The sequence below is a fragment of the Kribbella rubisoli genome, assembly GCF_004217145.1.
Taxonomy (GTDB): Bacteria; Actinomycetota; Actinomycetes; order Propionibacteriales; family Kribbellaceae; genus Kribbella; species Kribbella rubisoli.
The window spans coordinates 24,124-39,009 of record NZ_SHKR01000015.1 but is presented as its reverse complement, the minus strand read 5'-3'; the positions used below and the strand labels follow the sequence as shown (position 1 = coordinate 39,009).

Here is a 14,886-nt window from a genome sequence, read left to right as displayed (position 1 = left end):
GTCACAGGGCGTGCTGATCCGCCCCCGCGGCCGGTTCCGGTCAGTCGTAGACGGCGTCGACCAGAAGTTCGGTGCTGCGGTCCGGTTCGTTGAGAACCGCGCGGATCACATGCCGCCGGTCCCATCGGCCCGCGGACCAGGCCAAGGCCTTCGCGAGGCCGTCGAACGTTGCTGCGTGCGGGGCGCCGTCGGCGTCCACCCACCACGAGACCTCGACGCCGTCGACCGTGAGCTCCTCGTGCTCCCACCAGGTCGCCGGCACCTCGGGGACGAGTTCACGGACGATCGGCGGTACGTCGGCCGCCGTACCCTCGCCGTCGATCTTGCCCTCGGCAATCTCCTGCGCCATCGGTACGTCGAGGAGATCGCTCAGCCCGTCGGCCGCGGCGCCGGACCCGATCACGAACCCGCCGAGGTCGTCCCGCTGCACCCACATCGGGCCGTCGATGACGACGGCCTGGTCCGCGTCGATCACCCGGGTCGTGCCGTCCGCGTCGAGCACACGGGTCTGCTCCGGGGCATCACCAGGGAAGAGGGCGAGCGTGCCGAGCCGCGTCCACAACCGGAGGATCGAGGCCGCGTCGACGTCACGCTCCGGGTCGGCCAGGCGGTCCAGGACCAGGCTGATGCCGTCGGCGTCGAGGTCGCCGACGTCGCGGACCAGCCCTACCGCCGTACGGACCTCAGGATCGAGGGCGGCGGTCCAGGCGGGAGCTTCGTCGAGGAAGGTCGCGAGCACTGGTTCGGCGTCGGGGTCAGCGCGTCCGGCCAGCGGTTCGCCGTCATCCAGGATGACGTGCTCGCGGATCCACCAGGCGGCGTACGACGGTACGCCGAGCGGCCGGTCGTCCGGGCCGACCACGCGGACCTGGGTGACGAGCGCGCGACGGAGATCGGGCTCAGAACCCATGATTTGCAGGGCTTTCGGCCAGTTGGCGTCGGTGATCCAGTCGAGGTCGCGGATCGCCTCGAGGTCGCCGACAGTCGCGCCGTACCGGGAGCCTTCGGGGGCGACGTCGTACGCCCAGTCCTCGATCGCGTCGAGGTCCTGGACGGCTTCGGGGAGTTGGTCGAGCGCGACGTCGGACGCCGAGACGACGCCGAGGGTCGCGAGCACGCCGACTGCTTCGAGAGCGGGCAGGCCGTAGCGGTCGAGTAGATCGCCGGCGATGGGTGCGACCTCGACGGGGTCGAGGATGGCTTGTGCGTCGGAACCGTCGACAACCAAGGCGTTTGCGGGGACCAGCTCGCCATCGGCGTCGCGCAGTACGAGGTCGTTCAGCCACCAGAGGCCTTCGGCTTGGGCTGGGTCGGCGGCGACGAGGCTGAGTACGGCGTGGGCGATCGCGTCGGGGTCGTCGGACTCGGCGGAGTGCTCGACCGCGGTGCGGACCGCGCCGTCCTCGAGAAGCGATCGCGGGGTGGCGGGGATCGCGCCGAGTCGTTCGAGGGCTGGGTCGACGGCGTTGGGATGCACGACACGTACGCCGTACTCGCCGAACGCGGCCAGAATGTCGACCGGGATCTCCGGGCCGGGCAACAGCAACCCGCGCGCACCCCGCACCAGCCGCCCGTCAGCAAGCGGCACAGGAAGCGTGCCGAGCGACTCCCGAATCAGCGCATCGGTGACCATGCTGGTGAGCGAGGTGTACAGCCCACGCCACCACTCGGCCGGCTCGTCTCCCCCAAGCTGATCCACCACCTCAGCCAGCTCCAAACGCCTTACCTGCAAGGCATCCAACGCCAGCCGATCCTCCCGCCGCGACCTGATCAGGCCCGGCACGATCGGCGCCAGCTTCTCGTTGAACGCGTCGTCCGCACCCTCTACCACCACGGCATCCCGCGGCGGTAGCAGCGTGGCGTCCTCGACGGCTCTCACCATCGGCGTAGCTGGCAGACGACTCAGAATCTCTTCCCGCAACATCCGGTCCAGCACCCCGGCCGCGAGCCCAGTCGGCACCAGCCGCAGTACGTCGTCGCCGTCGCCGGATCGCTCGCCCAGGAGCTCGGCGAACGCCGCCGCCGCTTCCTGCACAAGCCAATCCGTCAACGGCCCCTTCGCGACGTGCCGCCGGGTCGAATCGAGCGGGAACGTTGCCAACAGCAACACACCGAGCGCCACCGGCTCGTCAGTGGGTGTAGGCGCATGAACAACGCCCGGCACGTCTGTCGTCGGTTTGCGGGGCAGGGCCCAGACGACCGACCAGTTCGGGCGGGAGCGTTCCTCTGTTGGGCGATCGGCGAACAACTGCTCGCGTTCGGCGGTGCCGAAGACCCCGCCGGCGCGGTGGATGTGCCAGCGGGACTCGGCGTCCTGGAGGACTCGGTGGCCGTCGTCGGTCTCGATTTCGATGCGTTGGAGGCCGGGTAGGGCGAGGAGGAGCGCGTCGTCGGCTTCGGTGAGTAGGCGGCGGACGAGTGCGGCGGCCGCCTCGTCGCGGAGGGGCAGGATGACGGCTGTGTCGTAGTCCGCGGGCGGTTCGCCCTCCGCTTCGAAGGGGAGGCGAAGAACAGGCACTTGCCCGTCACGCCGACGTACCTCGGTGTCGAGGTCAGCTGCGAGTCCGGCGATCGCAGCCGCGGTGTCGGCCTTCGAGAACCGCACGCCGCCGGTGCGCGACAGCACGACCGGTTCGTCGGTCACCGCCAGCACAGCCGAGAAGCCGACCCCGAACCGACCCACCGAAGGCTCTTCGCGCTTCGCTGATGCCCTCAGGGTCGCGAGCGACTCGACGCCGTCGGCATCCAACGACGCACCGGTGTTCGCCACGACCAGCGTGTTGTTCTTGAACTCGAACACCACCCGACCCGGTACTCCGGCGCGTGCGGCCGCGTCGGCGGCGTTCTGGGCCAGTTCGATGACCAGCCTGTCGACGTACCCGCCGAGCGCCAGCTCCTCCTCGGCGTTCGCGTCTTCGCGGAATCGCACGGGTGCGGCCGTCCATCCGGCCAGCACCCGTTCGCGGATTCCCGCCGTACCGAACACGTCATCAGTCACCGACGAAGTATGACGTTTACTGGAACGAACACCCCGGGTTGGGTGCGTCTTCGGACAGCGGTTTGCCGTGCGGCAGGACGTACAGCACCTCGAGAACGATCGGCTTGCTGCCGAGGGTTCGACTATCGTGGTCCGGTGATCGCATCTGGCAGCCGGTACGTCGCCCTCGGTAGTTCGTTCGCGGCCGGACCGGGGATCAGCCCGATCGTGCACCCGCCCGCAGGCCGTTCGGGCAACAACTACGCGCATCTCGTCGCCGCAGAGCTCGGCCTCGACCTGACCGACGTCTCTTACTCCGGCGCGACCACCGCACATCTGCTCGACACCCCGCAGGACGACGCGCCACCGCAACTCGAGGCGCTCACTCCGGACACCGCGCTCGTCACGATCACCGTCGGCGGCAACGATCTCGAGTACGTCGGCACGTTCCTTCGCGGGAGCTTCCTGAACACGATCGCGAAGCCGGCCACGATCCTCGGCCGCCGGGTCGCGAACCGGATCCGGGCGCGGGTCAGCTACCTCAAGGACGAAGCGTCGTACCAGACCGTCGCGGATTCGCTGACCAAGGTCGTCGAGCAGGCGCAGGAGCGTTCACCGGACGCGCGCATCCTGCTCGTCGACTACCTCAGTCTGGTCGGGCCGGGTACGCGGGCACGCCTCGACGTACCGCTGAACGAGGAGCAGCTGCCGAGCGTCGCGATGATGGCGGACGGTCTGGCCGGCGCGTTCGCGAAGGCCGCGGCGGCGACGGGTGCCGACCTGATCGCGGCGTCGGCGGCGAGTCGCGATCACGCGATCGGTTCGGCCGAGCCGTGGACGACCGGGTTCACGATGCTGCCGCCCAACCTCGGCGGCTTCGTTCCGTACCACCCGAACGCGGCGGGTATGCGCGGCGTCGCCAACCTGATCGTCGAGGTACTGCGGACATGAAGGTGCGCGAGGCAACCGCATCGGACGTCGACGCGGCAGTCGACACGCTCACCCGCGCGTTGTTCGACTATCCGATGTCCAGGGCCTGCCTCGACCCGGACGGGTACGGCGAACGACTCACGCAGTACCACCGCTTGTTCGTCGAACGTATCGGGCTCCCGCACGGGCGGATCTGGGTGACCGACGACGTAAGCGCCGTCGCCCTCTGGTTCCCACCGGACATGCCGGCCGACGCGTTTGCGCCACATGCCGCCGCGTTCGAGGAACTCACCGGCTCCCGCGCCGCGCTCAATGCGGAGTACGGCCAGGCGATCGGCGACTTCCACCCGCGCGAACCGGTCTGGCTGCTCGCGCTCGCCGCGGTCGATCCCGATCGCCAACGCCAAGGCCTGGGCCACGCGGTCATCGAGCCGGGTCTCGCAGCGGCCGACGCCGCCCACTCCCCTGCGTTCGTCGAGACCCAGGACCCCGCAAACGTGGGCTTCTACGAGTCCTTCGGCTTCACCACGACCGCCGAACTGGAGCTGCCACACCGCGGCCCCACGCACTACTCGATGTACCGCGCCGCCCGCTAGGCAGGCTTGTGCACGTACGGCGTGGTGGTGGTGACCGCGAGGAAGCCGAGGCGCTGCAGGATCGGGGAGCTGTCGTCGGACGCATCGACGTGGAGGTACTTGTAGCCGAGCTCGACGGCACGAGCGGCCCGTACTGCGACGAGCGCCTTGTAGATGCCCTTGCCGCGCCACTCGGCGAGCGTTGATCCGCCCCACAGACCGGTGAACTCGGTGCCCTTCTTGTACACGGCCCAGGCGGCGGAAACCACCTGACCGTCGACCTCGGCGACGAAGATGTCGGTGCCGGCGGCGTGCCGGCGTACCAGGTCGTCGGTGAGCCAGGACCAGTCGTCGTTCCAGACGGTCGACTCCATCGCGGCGATCCGCTCGAAGTCGGCGCGGTCGGAGACCAGGCGGATCGTGACACCCTCGACCGGGTCGCGGCCGCGGAGGCGCTCGGCGATGTCGGCGCTCTCGGCGACCAGCACGGTCTCCTGCTCCTCGGGCTCGAACCCGGCGGCGCGCAGCCGATCCGGCAGGTCGGCGGGCTTGTCGTGGCCGCGGAGCTTCCACTCGACCGCTTGGCCCTTCGCCGCGAAGTAGTCACGCTGGCGGGCGATCAGGGCGTCGAGCTCGGCGCCCTCGAGGCCGTCGAGCGTGCAGTAGCTGACGAACCCGCGGCTCGGGTACTCGACCCGGATCACCGGGCCGTCCATGCTCGTCGGCACGTCCGCGGTCTCGCTGGTTCCGCGCAGTTGGTCGTCGTACACGGCGAGCAACTGCTCGCGCTTCGAGGCATCGGTCACGAAAGGACTCTGACACGCGATCGGATCACCCACCAGCTGTGGCGACGGGCGCTCTTGTTCGTACGACGACGGCGGCCGGCGCGCTCGCTCAGGCCGTGCTTGGTGTCACGGTTGTCGTTGGCGAAGTGGCTCAGCGAGACCATCAGGTTCAGCGGTTCCATCGGTCGGTCCTCCAGGTTCTCGGCGCTAATACCCAGAGGTCGGAGCCGGCGGGCTCAGATTGACATGCTGCCGCTAAGAATCTTTCTCGGTGACGAGAACCAGTTGCCGCAGCAGGTCGTCGAGCCGGGTGCGGTCAGCGGCCGGCAGCTGGTGGATCAGCTCCTCCTCGACCCGGCTGATGTCGCCGATGGCACGCTCCCAGAGGTCGCTCCCGGTCCGGGTGAGTGTCGCGACCACCTTGCGCCGGTCGTCGCGGTCGTGCGCGCGCTCGATGAACCCACGCCGCTCCAGGGCATCCAGCCGATTGGTCAGCGCTGCCGCGGACATGCCGAGCTGCTTGGCCAACCCACCCGGTGTCTCTCGGTACGGCGTACCGCCGCGTCGCAGCATGTGGAGCGTCTTGAACTCCCACAGCTGCAGCCCGTACTCCGCAAGCACGGCCTCCCGCCGGCGCTCGAGGTACCGCGTCAGGACCTGCATGCGGACCGTGATCCCTTCGACCTCAGGATCCAGCCCGGGCAACTGACCGGCCCAGAGATCGACATGAGCATCCACGAAGTCCTTCACCCGCCTAACTTTTCAGCCAGTGAAGGTTAGTTGTCAAATATTTCGACGTCGAAATACTCTTTCAGCATGAGCCAGCTTGCAGCAGCAGATGTCGTCACCGCCGCCACTCACCTCATGCGCGCCGGCCAGTGGCCCGCCGCCACCGCCCTCCTGAACGCCGCCTCACCCGACGATCCGACCGAGCGTCTGACTCTCACGCTGGCCCGGGCCGAGGTGGCTACCGACCAGGACTTCGCCCAGCAGACAGACCACGCCCCCGCCGCCATCGCCGCAGCTGAAGCCCTTGGCGATCAGTCCTGGGACCTCGCGATGCTGAAGCTGCGGAAGGACTATTCGACCGTGTTGTTCGGCTCACGTGCTGACGACGGGGACCTCGCAGCGCGCGCCGGGCAGTTGATCGCCGACGCCCCGGACGATGCCCGCCGAGGCGCCGTCAGCTTCTACGCGGGTGTGATGGCGGACAACCTTTACAGCCAGCCTGACGAAGCGTTCGCGCACTACACAACGGCGTTCCAGCTCGGCGAGAAGGCAGGCGACGAGCTGCTGATGTCGCTCGCGCTCAGGCATCTCGGCGACCACGCACATACCGCAGGCGATCTCGTGCTGGCCAGGCAACACTGGGAGCGATCGACCGAGCTGCGACAGAAGGTCGGGCATCTGCTCGGTGCGCTCGCCCAGCAGACGCTGCTCGCCGTACTGCTGCGCGACGAAGGCGACACCGCCGGCTCGCAGGCACTGGCAGCCGAGGTCAACCGCTGGGCGACCCAGGTCGACCTGCAGTTCATCGTCCGGGAGACGGCTGCCCTGATGGCAGACCGAACGCAGCGGGCACCCCAGCACTGAACGCGACGTGATCCGGCGGCCGACCCGGAGGCACCAGACCGACGGACTTCAGCAAGGCGTCAGCCTCCAGCGAAGTCAGCGTCGCGGAGTGCAGGATCCACGGAGGGTGTTCATTGGGCAGGTACCAGGTGCGGCCGGCGCGCTCGATGTGCAGACCCCAGCGCGCGGTGAGGAAGTCTTCGAGCGGCCCGACAGGCAAGCGCTCCCCCAGTGAGACCCCAACAGCTGACTCGATCCCACGCAACCTCGACGTGTAGGTGTGGTGGTTGCCGTCGCGCGCATGACTCATCCGAGCCCACCGATACGGCAGGCCGAAGACAGTCCGTGCCGCCGCGACCACAGCCAGCCGGTTCGCGTCGAGGCTGAGGAACACGACACCACGCCGACCGGTCTCGTCGATCGAGTAGAGCCGGATGTTCGTTTCCAGGAACGAGCCGAAGTACGGCACGCCCGGACCGTGCGGCAGCCCGGTGTCGACCATGCGGAACGGCACGAGACCGACGTACGTGCGTCCCTCGAACGTGTCCGGACGCGTGCCCGGCGGGAAGAAGTGCGCGACCGCAGCCGGCTCGACAGCCCAGTGCAGGAAGGTCAGATCGAGCCAGCGCTGCCGCAGGATCAGCGGTTGCTGCAGCGCCGGAGCCGCCGGCCACATCACCTAGTCAGCTGTGGGACGGACCTCGCAGGTTGGCCGCCCGTCGTTCAGCTCACACACGATGTACGCCGTACTCCCTGCCGCGGCCGGCTTCCAGGGCATCACCGCATCGCCGGCAAGCAACGCGTCCAGCGTCTGCAGCTCGGGGTCGCGCTGCTCGGCGTGGTGGTGATACCCCGCCGCGCCGAGCGCCAACGCGATCGACATCCCGAGCAGGTTCACCTCGTTGGGCCCGTCCGGGACGGTCGTGCCCTCGACCGGCTCCAACTTGATGCCGTGGTCCGGGACCTCCACGATCTGCGCGGCGTACTTTCCAGCACTCATAGGCCGAGCGTAACCGCTGGAGGTCCCGGATCTACGGCGCTACGACGAGAATGCCGCGTCGAAGGATGCCGTCGGGGCGTCGAAGGCGAGCGAGCGGACGAACTGGACGGCTTCGGCAGCGCCGACCAGGCGGTCCATGCCGGCGTCTTCCCATTCGACCGAGATCGGGCCGTCGTACCCGATCGTGTTGAGCATCCGGAAGCACGCCTCCCACGGGACGTCCCCGTGACCGGTCGAGACGAAGTCCCAACCGCGCCGCGGATCGCCCCAGGCGAGATGTGAACCCATCCGCCCGTTGCGGCCGTTGCCGACCTGACGCTTCGCGTCCTTGCAGTCGACGTGGTAGATCCGGTCCTTGAAGTCCCACAGGAACCCGACCGGGTCGAGGTCCTGCCAGACAAAGTGCGACGGATCCCAGTTCAGCCCGAACGCCGGCCGGTGCCCGATCGCCTCGAGCGTGGCGGTCGTCGACCAGTAGTCGTACGCGATCTCCGACGGGTGCACCTCGTGCGCGAACTTCACGCCCACCTCGTCGAACACGTCGAGGATCGGGTTCCACCGGTCCGCGAAGTCCTGGTACCCGGCCTCGAGCATCGCCGGCGGCACCGGCGGGAACATCGCGACCGTCTTCCAGATCGACGACCCGGTGAACCCGACCACGACATCGACGCCGAGCGCACGCGCGGCCCGAGCGGTGGTCTTCATCTCCTCAGCCGCGCGCTGCCGGACACCTTCCGGATCACCGTCGCCCCAGATGTGCCCGGGCAGGATCGCCTGGTGCCGCTGGTCGATCGGATCGTCGCAGACCGCCTGCCCGAGCAGGTGGTTGGAGATCGTCCAGACCTTGAGGTTGTGCTTCTCGAGGATGTCGAGACGATCCTGCACGTACGCCGCATCCTCGGCGGCACGCCGTACGTCGAGATGGTCGCCCCAGCAGGCGATCTCAAGTCCTTCGTAGCCCCACGACGCGGCCAGCCGGGCGACCTCCTCGAACGGGAGGTCGGCCCACTGCCCGGTGAACAACGTGATCGGTCGAGCCATGTCGTCTGCTCCTTACCGGACGCCGAGGAGGTGTTCCATGGCCAACTGGTCCAGACGTTCGAACCCGAGGCCGCGGTTGCCCAGCGCGTCCGGGTCGTACGACGCGCCGCGGAGGTCGGCCAGCGACTCGCCGTCGGCGAGCGTCGGCTCGTTCAGCTCCCCGACCCGCGCGGCTTCGAGCGCCTCGACGACCTCCGGGTCCGCCCGGAACGCGTTCACCTTCTCGCGAAGGATCAGGTAGTTCCGCATGCAACCGCGCGCGGTCTCCCACACGCCGTCCTCGTCCTCGGTCCGCGGCGGCTTGTAGTCGAAGTGGATGTGCCCGTCGTAGGCCGGGTAGCGTCCCGCCCCCTGCAGTACGTCGACCGTCCAGAACGCCTCGCGCAGGTTGCCGGCGCCGAACCGCAGGTCCTGGTCGAACCGCGGACCGTGCTGCCCGTTGAGGTCGATGTGGTACAGCTTCCCGTGCCACAACGCCTGCGCGATGCCGTGCGCGTAGTTCAGCGACGCCATCTGCTCGTGCCCGACCTCGGGGTTGATCCCGACCAGCTCCGGGTCGGCGAGGTCGTTGATGAAGGCAATCGCATGGCCGATCGACGGCAGCAGGATGTCACCGCGCGGCTCGTTCGGCTTCGGCTCGATCGCGAACCGGATGTTGTACCCCTGCTCGCGAACGTACGCGCAGAGCAGGTCCATCGACTCCTTGTATCGATCCAGCGCGGCCCGCACGTCCTTCGAACCGCCGGACTCGGCACCTTCACGACCGCCCCACAGCACGTACGTCGTCGCGCCAAGCTCGGCGGCGAGATCGACGTTGCGCAGCACCTTCGCCAACGCGTACCGGCGTACCTGGCGGTCGTTGGCGGTCAGGCCGCCGTCCTTGAAGACGGGGTGGCTGAACAGGTTCGTGGTCATCATCTCGACGCCCATGCCGGTCTCGGCGAGGGCCTTCGTGAAGCGCTCGAGCACCTGCCCGCGAGTGTTGTCATCGGGTACGACGTCGTCGTCGTGGAACGTGACGGCCGCGGCGCCGAGCTCCGCGAGCTTCTCGACGGCGTGGACCGGGTCCATCGCCGGGCGGACCGCCGTACCGAAGACGTCGACGCCCTGCCATCCGACGGTCCACAGGCCGAAGGAGAACTTGTCGTCCTTGGTCGGGGTAAAGCTGTTCATGCTGCAATCTCCTGCCATTGACGGGTTGTAGAGCTGGTCTCGACCGCGGCCAGCACACGCTGGACCTGGAGTCCGTCCGCGAACGACGGCGCCGGATCGGTGCCTTCGGCAATCGCGGTGACGAGGTCGACGACCTGGTGGGTGAAGCCGTGCTCGTAGCCGAGCAGGTGGCCCGGCGGCCACCACGCGGCGACGTACGGGTGGTCGGGTTCGGTCGCGAGGATGCGCCGGAAGCCGGCGATCCTCGAGTCATCGGTTGCGTCGTAGTAGTGCAGAAGGTTCATGTCCTCGAAGTCGAACGCCAGGCTGCCGAGGCTTCCGTTGATCTCGATCCGGATCGCGTTCTTCCGGCCGGTCGCGAAGCGGGTCGCCTCGAAGACGCCCAGCGCCCCGGAGCGGAACGTCGCCAGGAACACGGCCGCGTCGTCGACAGTGACCGGTCCGCGCTCGGTACCCGCCGTACCGGCCAGACCTGAGTGCTCGGCCGCGACCGGACGCTCCTTCACGAACGTCTCCAGCCGCGCGCTGACCTCGCCGATGGTGTCACCGGTGATGTACTGCGTCATGTCGATGATGTGCGCGCCGATGTCACCGAGCGCACCCGAACCGGCCTTCGACTTGTCCAGCCGCCACGACAGCGGCGCCTCCGGGTCGGAGATCCAGTCCTGCAGGTACTGCGCGCGCACGTGCCGGATCGTCCCGATCTTGCCCTCGGCAACGAGCTGGCGGGCCAGCGCGATCGCCGGCACGCGGCGGTAGGTGAACCCGACCATCGACCTGATCCCCTTGGCCCTGGCCGCCTCGGCCGCCGCGGTCATCGCCTCGGCCTCCTCGACGGTGTTGGCCAGCGGTTTCTCGCAGAGGACGTGCTTGCCGGCCTCCAGGGCTGCGATCGCGATCTCGGCGTGGCTGTCGCCCGGCGTACACACGTCGACCAGCTGGACGTCGTCGCGGCCGAGCAGCTTGCGCCAGTCGGTCTCGGTCTCCTTCCAGCCGAGCTTCGTCGCGGCCGCTTGGACAGCCTCGGCGTTGCGACCGCAGAGCACGTTCATCGCCGGGTCCAACGGCAGGTCGAAGAAGCGCGGCGCGCTCCGCCAGGCCTGCGAATGGGCGGCACCCATGAACGCGTAGCCGATCAGGCCGATGCCCAGGTTCGTCATTGCTCTCCTCTTAGCTCTCGAATGCGGTGGGCAGGTACTGGTCCACGTTGTCCTTGGTGACCACCGGCGCGTACAGCCGGACGGTGCGCGGCACCTCGACCTCCACCAGGTCGCCGAGAGCCTTCTTCTGCACCAGCAGGCGGGCCAGCCGGATGCCGTCGGCACCCTGCGTGGACGGGTAGATGACGGTGGCCTTCAGCAACGAGTTGCCGGACTTGATGTCCCGCATCACGTTCGCCGAACCGGCCCCGCCGACGACGAAGAACTCCTTGCGGCCGGAGTTCTTGATCGCGGCCATCACGCCGACGCCCTGGTCGTCGTCGTGGTTCCAGATCGCGTCGATCTTCGGCGCCGCCTGCAGCAGGTTGGCGGCGGCCTTCTCGCCGGACTCCACGGTGAACTCCGCGGCCACCCGGTTGCTCACCTTCAGGCCGCAGTCGGCGAGCGCTTCCTTGAACCCCCGGCTGCGGTCCTGAGTCAACGGCAGCGAGTCGATGCCGGCGATCTCGGCGACCACCGCGTCCTTCTTGCCCTTCAGCTGATCGCAGATGTACGTGCCCGCCGACACGCCCATCCCGTGGTTGTCGCCGAGCACCGTCGTCCGGGCCGCGAACGAGCTGTCGAACTCGCGGTCGACGTTGATCACCGTGATGCCGGCCTCCATCGCCTTCGTCGCGACCGGGGTGAGCGCGGCGCCGTCGAACGGAAGCAGGACGATGGCGTCGACCTTCTGGTTGATGAACGTCTCGACCTGGCTGATCTGCAGGTTCACGTCGTTCGTGCCCTCGGCGACGACCAGCTCGACGTCGGAGTACTTCTTGGCCTCGGCCTGGGTCGCCTTGGTGATGGCGCCCATCCAGCCGTGGTCGGCGGCCGGTGCGGAGAAGCCGATCTTGACCTTCTTGCCGGGCTCGTCGTTCTTGACCGCGGCCTGGTTGGCCGGCGCCTTGTCGGCAGTGTCTTCGGCCTTCGGGGTGTTGCTGGTACAGGCCGTCAGGGCGACCGCAGCCAGACCTGCGACCACCAGACTTCGCGCGGAACGTTTGGACATCGTTGTCCTCCTATGAACTCGTCGTGCGGGCGGCCAGACGTTGCTGCAGCAGGACGGCGACCACGATGATCGCGCCCTTGGCCACAGACTGGGCGGAGATGCTCAGGTTGTTGAGCGTGAAGACGTTGTTCAACGTCGTGAAGATCAGTACGCCGATGACGGTGCCGACGATCGTGCCGCGGCCGCCGGACAGCAGCGTGCCGCCGATGACCACCGCCGCGATCGCGTCCAGCTCGTACAGCTGTCCGTGGGTGGAGCTCCCCGTCGTCGTCCGCGCCATCAGCATCACCGCGGCGATCCCGCAGCAGAGGCCGGCCACGACGTACAGCGCCACGGTGTGACGCTGGACCTTGATCCCCGCCAGCCGGGCGGCCTCGGCGTTGCCGCCGACGGCGAAGGTACGGCGGCCGAACGTGGTCCGGTTCAGCACCACCCAGCCGGCCGCGGCGACCAGCAGGAAGATCCAGACCAGTACCGGTACGCCGAGCAGCGAGCCGCCGAAGAAGTCGACGAACGAGTTGACCGTGATGATCTGGGTCTTCCGGTCCGAGATGATCTCGGCCAGACCGCGCGCCGCCGCGAGCATCGCCAGCGTCGCGATGAACGGCACGATCTTGCCATAGGCAACCAACAGGCCGTTGACCAGGCCGCAGGCGGCGCCGACTGCGAGCGCCGTGCTGACCATCAGGATCCAGTGGTAGTCGGCAGCCAGCTGCTGGGTCGCCAGCGTGGTCGCCCACACCGAGGCCAGTGCGACCATCGCGCCGACGCTCAGGTCGATCCCGCCACCAGTGATGACGAACGTCATGCCGACGCTGACGACACCGATGACGGCGGCGAGCCGCAGGATCGTCAGTACGTTGGCGCCGGTGGCGAACGTGTCGCCGGCGGTGATCACGCCGACGATGCAGAGCACGACCAGCGCGACCACCAGGCCGAGGTTGCGTCCGATGCCGGACGTGAGCAGGTTCGCCGATCGTTGCGCGGCCGGCGGAGTCACGGTCGCCTGGGTCGACGCCGTCGTGTCCGGCCGGGTTTCCGGCGTTGTGTCAGGTCTCGTGATGTCCTCACTCATCACACCGCACTCCCCTCCATCACCAGGTCGAGGACCTGGTGTTCGTCGATGGCTTGCGCGGGTCCCGTGTGGACGGCACGCCCCTCCCGCAGTACGACGACCCGGTCGGACAGACCGAGCACTTCCTCAACCTCGCTGGAGACCAGCACGATCGCGACTCCGTTGGCCGCGAGCGCGCGGATCAGCGCGTAGATCTCCGAGCGCGCGCCGACGTCGACGCCGCGTGTCGGCTCGTCGAGCAGCAGCACCCGGCAGTCCCGCAGCAACCAGCGCGCCAGCACGACCTTCTGCTGGTTGCCCCCGGACAGGTTGCGGACCGGATGGTCGACCCCGGCCGGCCGCAGGTCCAGCGACCTGGCCAGGCCGGCCGCTGCCTCCCGCTCGGCGCGGTTGTTCAGGAATCCCCCGCTGGCGAACCGCTGCAGCGTCGACACAGTGATGTTCTTGTACACGGCCTGATCCAGCAGCAGCGCCTGGCTCTTGCGTTCCTCCGGAGCGAGACCGACCCCGGCCTTGACCGCCGCCTGCACCCGTCCTGGCCGTAGCGCGGCGCCGTCGACGCGGACGGATCCGCTCGCCGCGCGTCGCGCGCCGTACACGGTCTCGAGTACTTCGGAACGTCCGGAGCCGACGAGGCCCGCCAGCCCGAGGATCTCGCCGGCGCGGACCGTGAAACTGATCCCGGCGAACTCGCCCGGCCTGGTCAGCTCGTCGACCTCGAGCACGACCGGCGCCGTGCTCGGGACCTCGTTGCGCGGCGGGAAGACGTACTCGATCGAGCGTCCGGTCATCAGCCGGATGAGTTCCTTCGTCGGGGTCTCGCGGGCGTCGAGTCCGGTGGCGACCGTCGCGCCGTCCTTCAGGACCGTGACCCGGTCGCCGATCCGGCGGATCTCCTCGAGCCGGTGCGAGATGTAGACGACCGCGACGCCGCGTTCGGTCAGGCCGCGGATCACCCGGAACAGGTTCGACACCTCTTCGGGATCGAGGACCGCGGACGGTTCGTCCATCACGATCAGGCGGGCGTCACGAGACAGCGCCCTGGCCATGCTCACGACCTGCTGACCGGCGGCCGGCAGTGAACCGACGGCGCGGTGGGTGGGGATCTCGGCGTGCCCGAGACCTTGCAGGATCTCGCGGGCCCGGACGGTCGCCTCGTGCCTGCGGCTGAAGCCGAAGCGGGCAGGCTCGTGGCCGAGAAAGATGTTCTCGGCAACGGTCAGCTCAGGCACCAGGTCGAGTTCCTGGTAGATCGCGGCGATCCCGCGCTGGATCGCCGCGGTCGGACTGTTCAGCTGGACCGGCTCGCCGTTCAGGTGGATCGTGCCCGCATCCGGCTGGTGCGCACCGGTCAGCACCCGGATCAACGTGGACTTGCCGGCGCCGTTCTGCCCGAGCAGGCAGTGCACCTCCCCGGCACGAACGTCGAGATCGACCCCGTCGAGCGCCCGTACGCCGGGAAACTCCTTGACGATCCCGGTCATCGTCAGCAGACCGGTCATGGGGCCTCCCGGTCTGGACTGAGGAGCGGAGCGACGAGGGAAGAC

The 14,886-nt window shown here is 68.6% G+C and carries 16 protein-coding genes; 3 read left to right on the top strand and 13 right to left on the bottom strand.

The window, feature by feature from the left end; genetic code table 11:
• Positions 1 to 40 precede the first annotated feature (40 nt).
• Positions 41 to 2,998, bottom strand: a complete 2,958-nt coding sequence (locus tag EV645_RS29750) for a sacsin N-terminal ATP-binding-like domain-containing protein (RefSeq protein WP_130447371.1) — start codon at positions 2,996 to 2,998, stop codon at positions 41 to 43.
• A gap of 16 nt (positions 2,999 to 3,014) precedes the next feature.
• Complete coding sequence (locus EV645_RS43250) at positions 3,015 to 3,143, bottom strand: hypothetical protein (RefSeq protein ID WP_277877115.1); 129 nt, start codon at positions 3,141 to 3,143, stop codon at positions 3,015 to 3,017.
• Between EV645_RS43250 and EV645_RS29745 the strand changes: the two genes are divergently transcribed.
• Both EV645_RS29745 and EV645_RS29740 read left to right on the top strand, forming a co-directional pair.
• The gene (locus EV645_RS29745; protein WP_198681940.1) at positions 3,134 to 3,928 is read left to right on the top strand and encodes an SGNH/GDSL hydrolase family protein; all 795 of its coding nucleotides are present in this window, start codon (positions 3,134 to 3,136) and stop codon (positions 3,926 to 3,928) included. The two genes, EV645_RS43250 and EV645_RS29745, sit on opposite strands and share 10 nt — an antisense overlap.
• Positions 3,925 to 4,503, top strand: coding sequence for a GNAT family N-acetyltransferase (locus EV645_RS29740; protein ID WP_130447369.1), 579 nt, complete (start codon positions 3,925 to 3,927; stop codon positions 4,501 to 4,503). The genes EV645_RS29745 and EV645_RS29740 overlap by 4 nt, the downstream gene beginning before the upstream one ends.
• Here the strand turns inward: EV645_RS29740 and EV645_RS29735 are convergent.
• The 3 genes from EV645_RS29735 to EV645_RS29730 all read right to left on the bottom strand — a co-directional run bounded on the left by EV645_RS29735 (position 4,500) and on the right by EV645_RS29730 (position 6,017).
• Positions 4,500 to 5,288: a GNAT family N-acetyltransferase gene (locus EV645_RS29735; protein WP_242000749.1), complete on the bottom strand. Its 789-nt coding sequence runs from the start codon at positions 5,286 to 5,288 to the stop codon at positions 4,500 to 4,502. The two genes, EV645_RS29740 and EV645_RS29735, sit on opposite strands and share 4 nt — an antisense overlap.
• The gene (locus EV645_RS41960) at positions 5,285 to 5,449 is read right to left on the bottom strand and encodes a hypothetical protein (protein WP_157997180.1); all 165 of its coding nucleotides are present in this window, start codon (positions 5,447 to 5,449) and stop codon (positions 5,285 to 5,287) included. The genes EV645_RS29735 and EV645_RS41960 overlap by 4 nt, the downstream gene beginning before the upstream one ends.
• A 73-nt stretch (positions 5,450 to 5,522) precedes the next feature.
• Positions 5,523 to 6,017, bottom strand: a complete 495-nt coding sequence (locus EV645_RS29730; protein WP_242000748.1) for a MarR family winged helix-turn-helix transcriptional regulator — start codon at positions 6,015 to 6,017, stop codon at positions 5,523 to 5,525.
• 66 nt (positions 6,018 to 6,083) lie between these two features.
• On the opposite strand from EV645_RS29730, the gene EV645_RS29725 reads away from it, so the two are divergent.
• Positions 6,084 to 6,860 (top strand): hypothetical protein, encoded by a 777-nt coding sequence (locus tag EV645_RS29725; protein WP_130447368.1) that lies wholly within the window; start codon positions 6,084 to 6,086, stop codon positions 6,858 to 6,860.
• On the opposite strand, the gene EV645_RS29720 is transcribed toward EV645_RS29725, so the two are convergent.
• The 8 genes from EV645_RS29720 to EV645_RS29685 are packed head-to-tail and all read right to left on the bottom strand — an operon-like array spanning position 6,799 to position 14,841.
• The gene (locus tag EV645_RS29720; protein ID WP_130447876.1) at positions 6,799 to 7,515 is read right to left on the bottom strand and encodes a YqjF family protein; all 717 of its coding nucleotides are present in this window, start codon (positions 7,513 to 7,515) and stop codon (positions 6,799 to 6,801) included. The genes EV645_RS29725 and EV645_RS29720 overlap by 62 nt on opposite strands.
• A gap of 3 nt (positions 7,516 to 7,518) precedes the next feature.
• Positions 7,519 to 7,839, bottom strand: coding sequence for a hypothetical protein (locus tag EV645_RS29715; RefSeq protein WP_130447367.1), 321 nt, complete (start codon positions 7,837 to 7,839; stop codon positions 7,519 to 7,521).
• A gap of 39 nt (positions 7,840 to 7,878) precedes the next feature.
• Positions 7,879 to 8,880: a sugar phosphate isomerase/epimerase family protein gene (locus EV645_RS29710; RefSeq protein WP_130447366.1), complete on the bottom strand. Its 1,002-nt coding sequence runs from the start codon at positions 8,878 to 8,880 to the stop codon at positions 7,879 to 7,881.
• A 12-nt stretch (positions 8,881 to 8,892) separates the two neighbouring features.
• Entirely contained in the window at positions 8,893 to 10,053 is a 1,161-nt protein-coding gene (gene xylA, locus EV645_RS29705) for a xylose isomerase (RefSeq protein ID WP_130447365.1), read from the bottom strand.
• Complete coding sequence (locus EV645_RS29700; protein ID WP_130447364.1) at positions 10,050 to 11,213, bottom strand: Gfo/Idh/MocA family protein; 1,164 nt, start codon at positions 11,211 to 11,213, stop codon at positions 10,050 to 10,052. The genes xylA and EV645_RS29700 overlap by 4 nt, the downstream gene beginning before the upstream one ends.
• Positions 11,214 to 11,223: 10 nt before the next feature.
• The gene (locus tag EV645_RS29695; protein ID WP_130447363.1) at positions 11,224 to 12,264 is read right to left on the bottom strand and encodes a substrate-binding domain-containing protein; all 1,041 of its coding nucleotides are present in this window, start codon (positions 12,262 to 12,264) and stop codon (positions 11,224 to 11,226) included.
• 10 nt (positions 12,265 to 12,274) lie between these two features.
• Positions 12,275 to 13,339, bottom strand: a complete 1,065-nt coding sequence (locus EV645_RS29690) for an ABC transporter permease (RefSeq protein ID WP_130447362.1) — start codon at positions 13,337 to 13,339, stop codon at positions 12,275 to 12,277.
• Positions 13,339 to 14,841: a sugar ABC transporter ATP-binding protein gene (locus EV645_RS29685; RefSeq protein ID WP_130447361.1), complete on the bottom strand. Its 1,503-nt coding sequence runs from the start codon at positions 14,839 to 14,841 to the stop codon at positions 13,339 to 13,341. Before EV645_RS29685 ends, EV645_RS29690 begins: the two co-directional genes overlap by 1 nt.
• Between the last annotated feature and the right edge of the window lie 45 nt (positions 14,842 to 14,886).

Excerpts from the sequence above, each read along its gene's own strand:
- EV645_RS29695 (WP_130447363.1), bottom strand. The coding sequence starts at position 12,264 with ATGTCCAAACGTTCCGCGCGAAGTCTGGTGGTCGCAGGTCTGGCTGCG.
- EV645_RS29710 (WP_130447366.1), bottom strand. The coding sequence starts at position 8,880 with ATGGCTCGACCGATCACGTTGTTCACCGGGCAGTGGGCCGACCTCCCG.
- EV645_RS41960 (WP_157997180.1), bottom strand. The coding sequence starts at position 5,449 with ATGGAACCGCTGAACCTGATGGTCTCGCTGAGCCACTTCGCCAACGAC.
- EV645_RS29725 (WP_130447368.1), top strand. The coding sequence starts at position 6,084 with ATGAGCCAGCTTGCAGCAGCAGATGTCGTCACCGCCGCCACTCACCTC.
- EV645_RS43250 (WP_277877115.1), bottom strand. The coding sequence starts at position 3,143 with ATGCGATCACCGGACCACGATAGTCGAACCCTCGGCAGCAAGCCGATC.
- EV645_RS29690 (WP_130447362.1), bottom strand. The coding sequence starts at position 13,339 with ATGAGTGAGGACATCACGAGACCTGACACAACGCCGGAAACCCGGCCG.
- EV645_RS29700 (WP_130447364.1), bottom strand. The coding sequence starts at position 11,213 with ATGACGAACCTGGGCATCGGCCTGATCGGCTACGCGTTCATGGGTGCC.
- xylA (WP_130447365.1), bottom strand. The coding sequence starts at position 10,053 with ATGAACAGCTTTACCCCGACCAAGGACGACAAGTTCTCCTTCGGCCTG.
- EV645_RS29740 (WP_130447369.1), top strand. The coding sequence starts at position 3,925 with ATGAAGGTGCGCGAGGCAACCGCATCGGACGTCGACGCGGCAGTCGAC.
- EV645_RS29685 (WP_130447361.1), bottom strand. The coding sequence starts at position 14,841 with ATGACCGGTCTGCTGACGATGACCGGGATCGTCAAGGAGTTTCCCGGC.
- EV645_RS29715 (WP_130447367.1), bottom strand. The coding sequence starts at position 7,839 with ATGAGTGCTGGAAAGTACGCCGCGCAGATCGTGGAGGTCCCGGACCAC.
- EV645_RS29720 (WP_130447876.1), bottom strand. The coding sequence starts at position 7,515 with ATGTGGCCGGCGGCTCCGGCGCTGCAGCAACCGCTGATCCTGCGGCAG.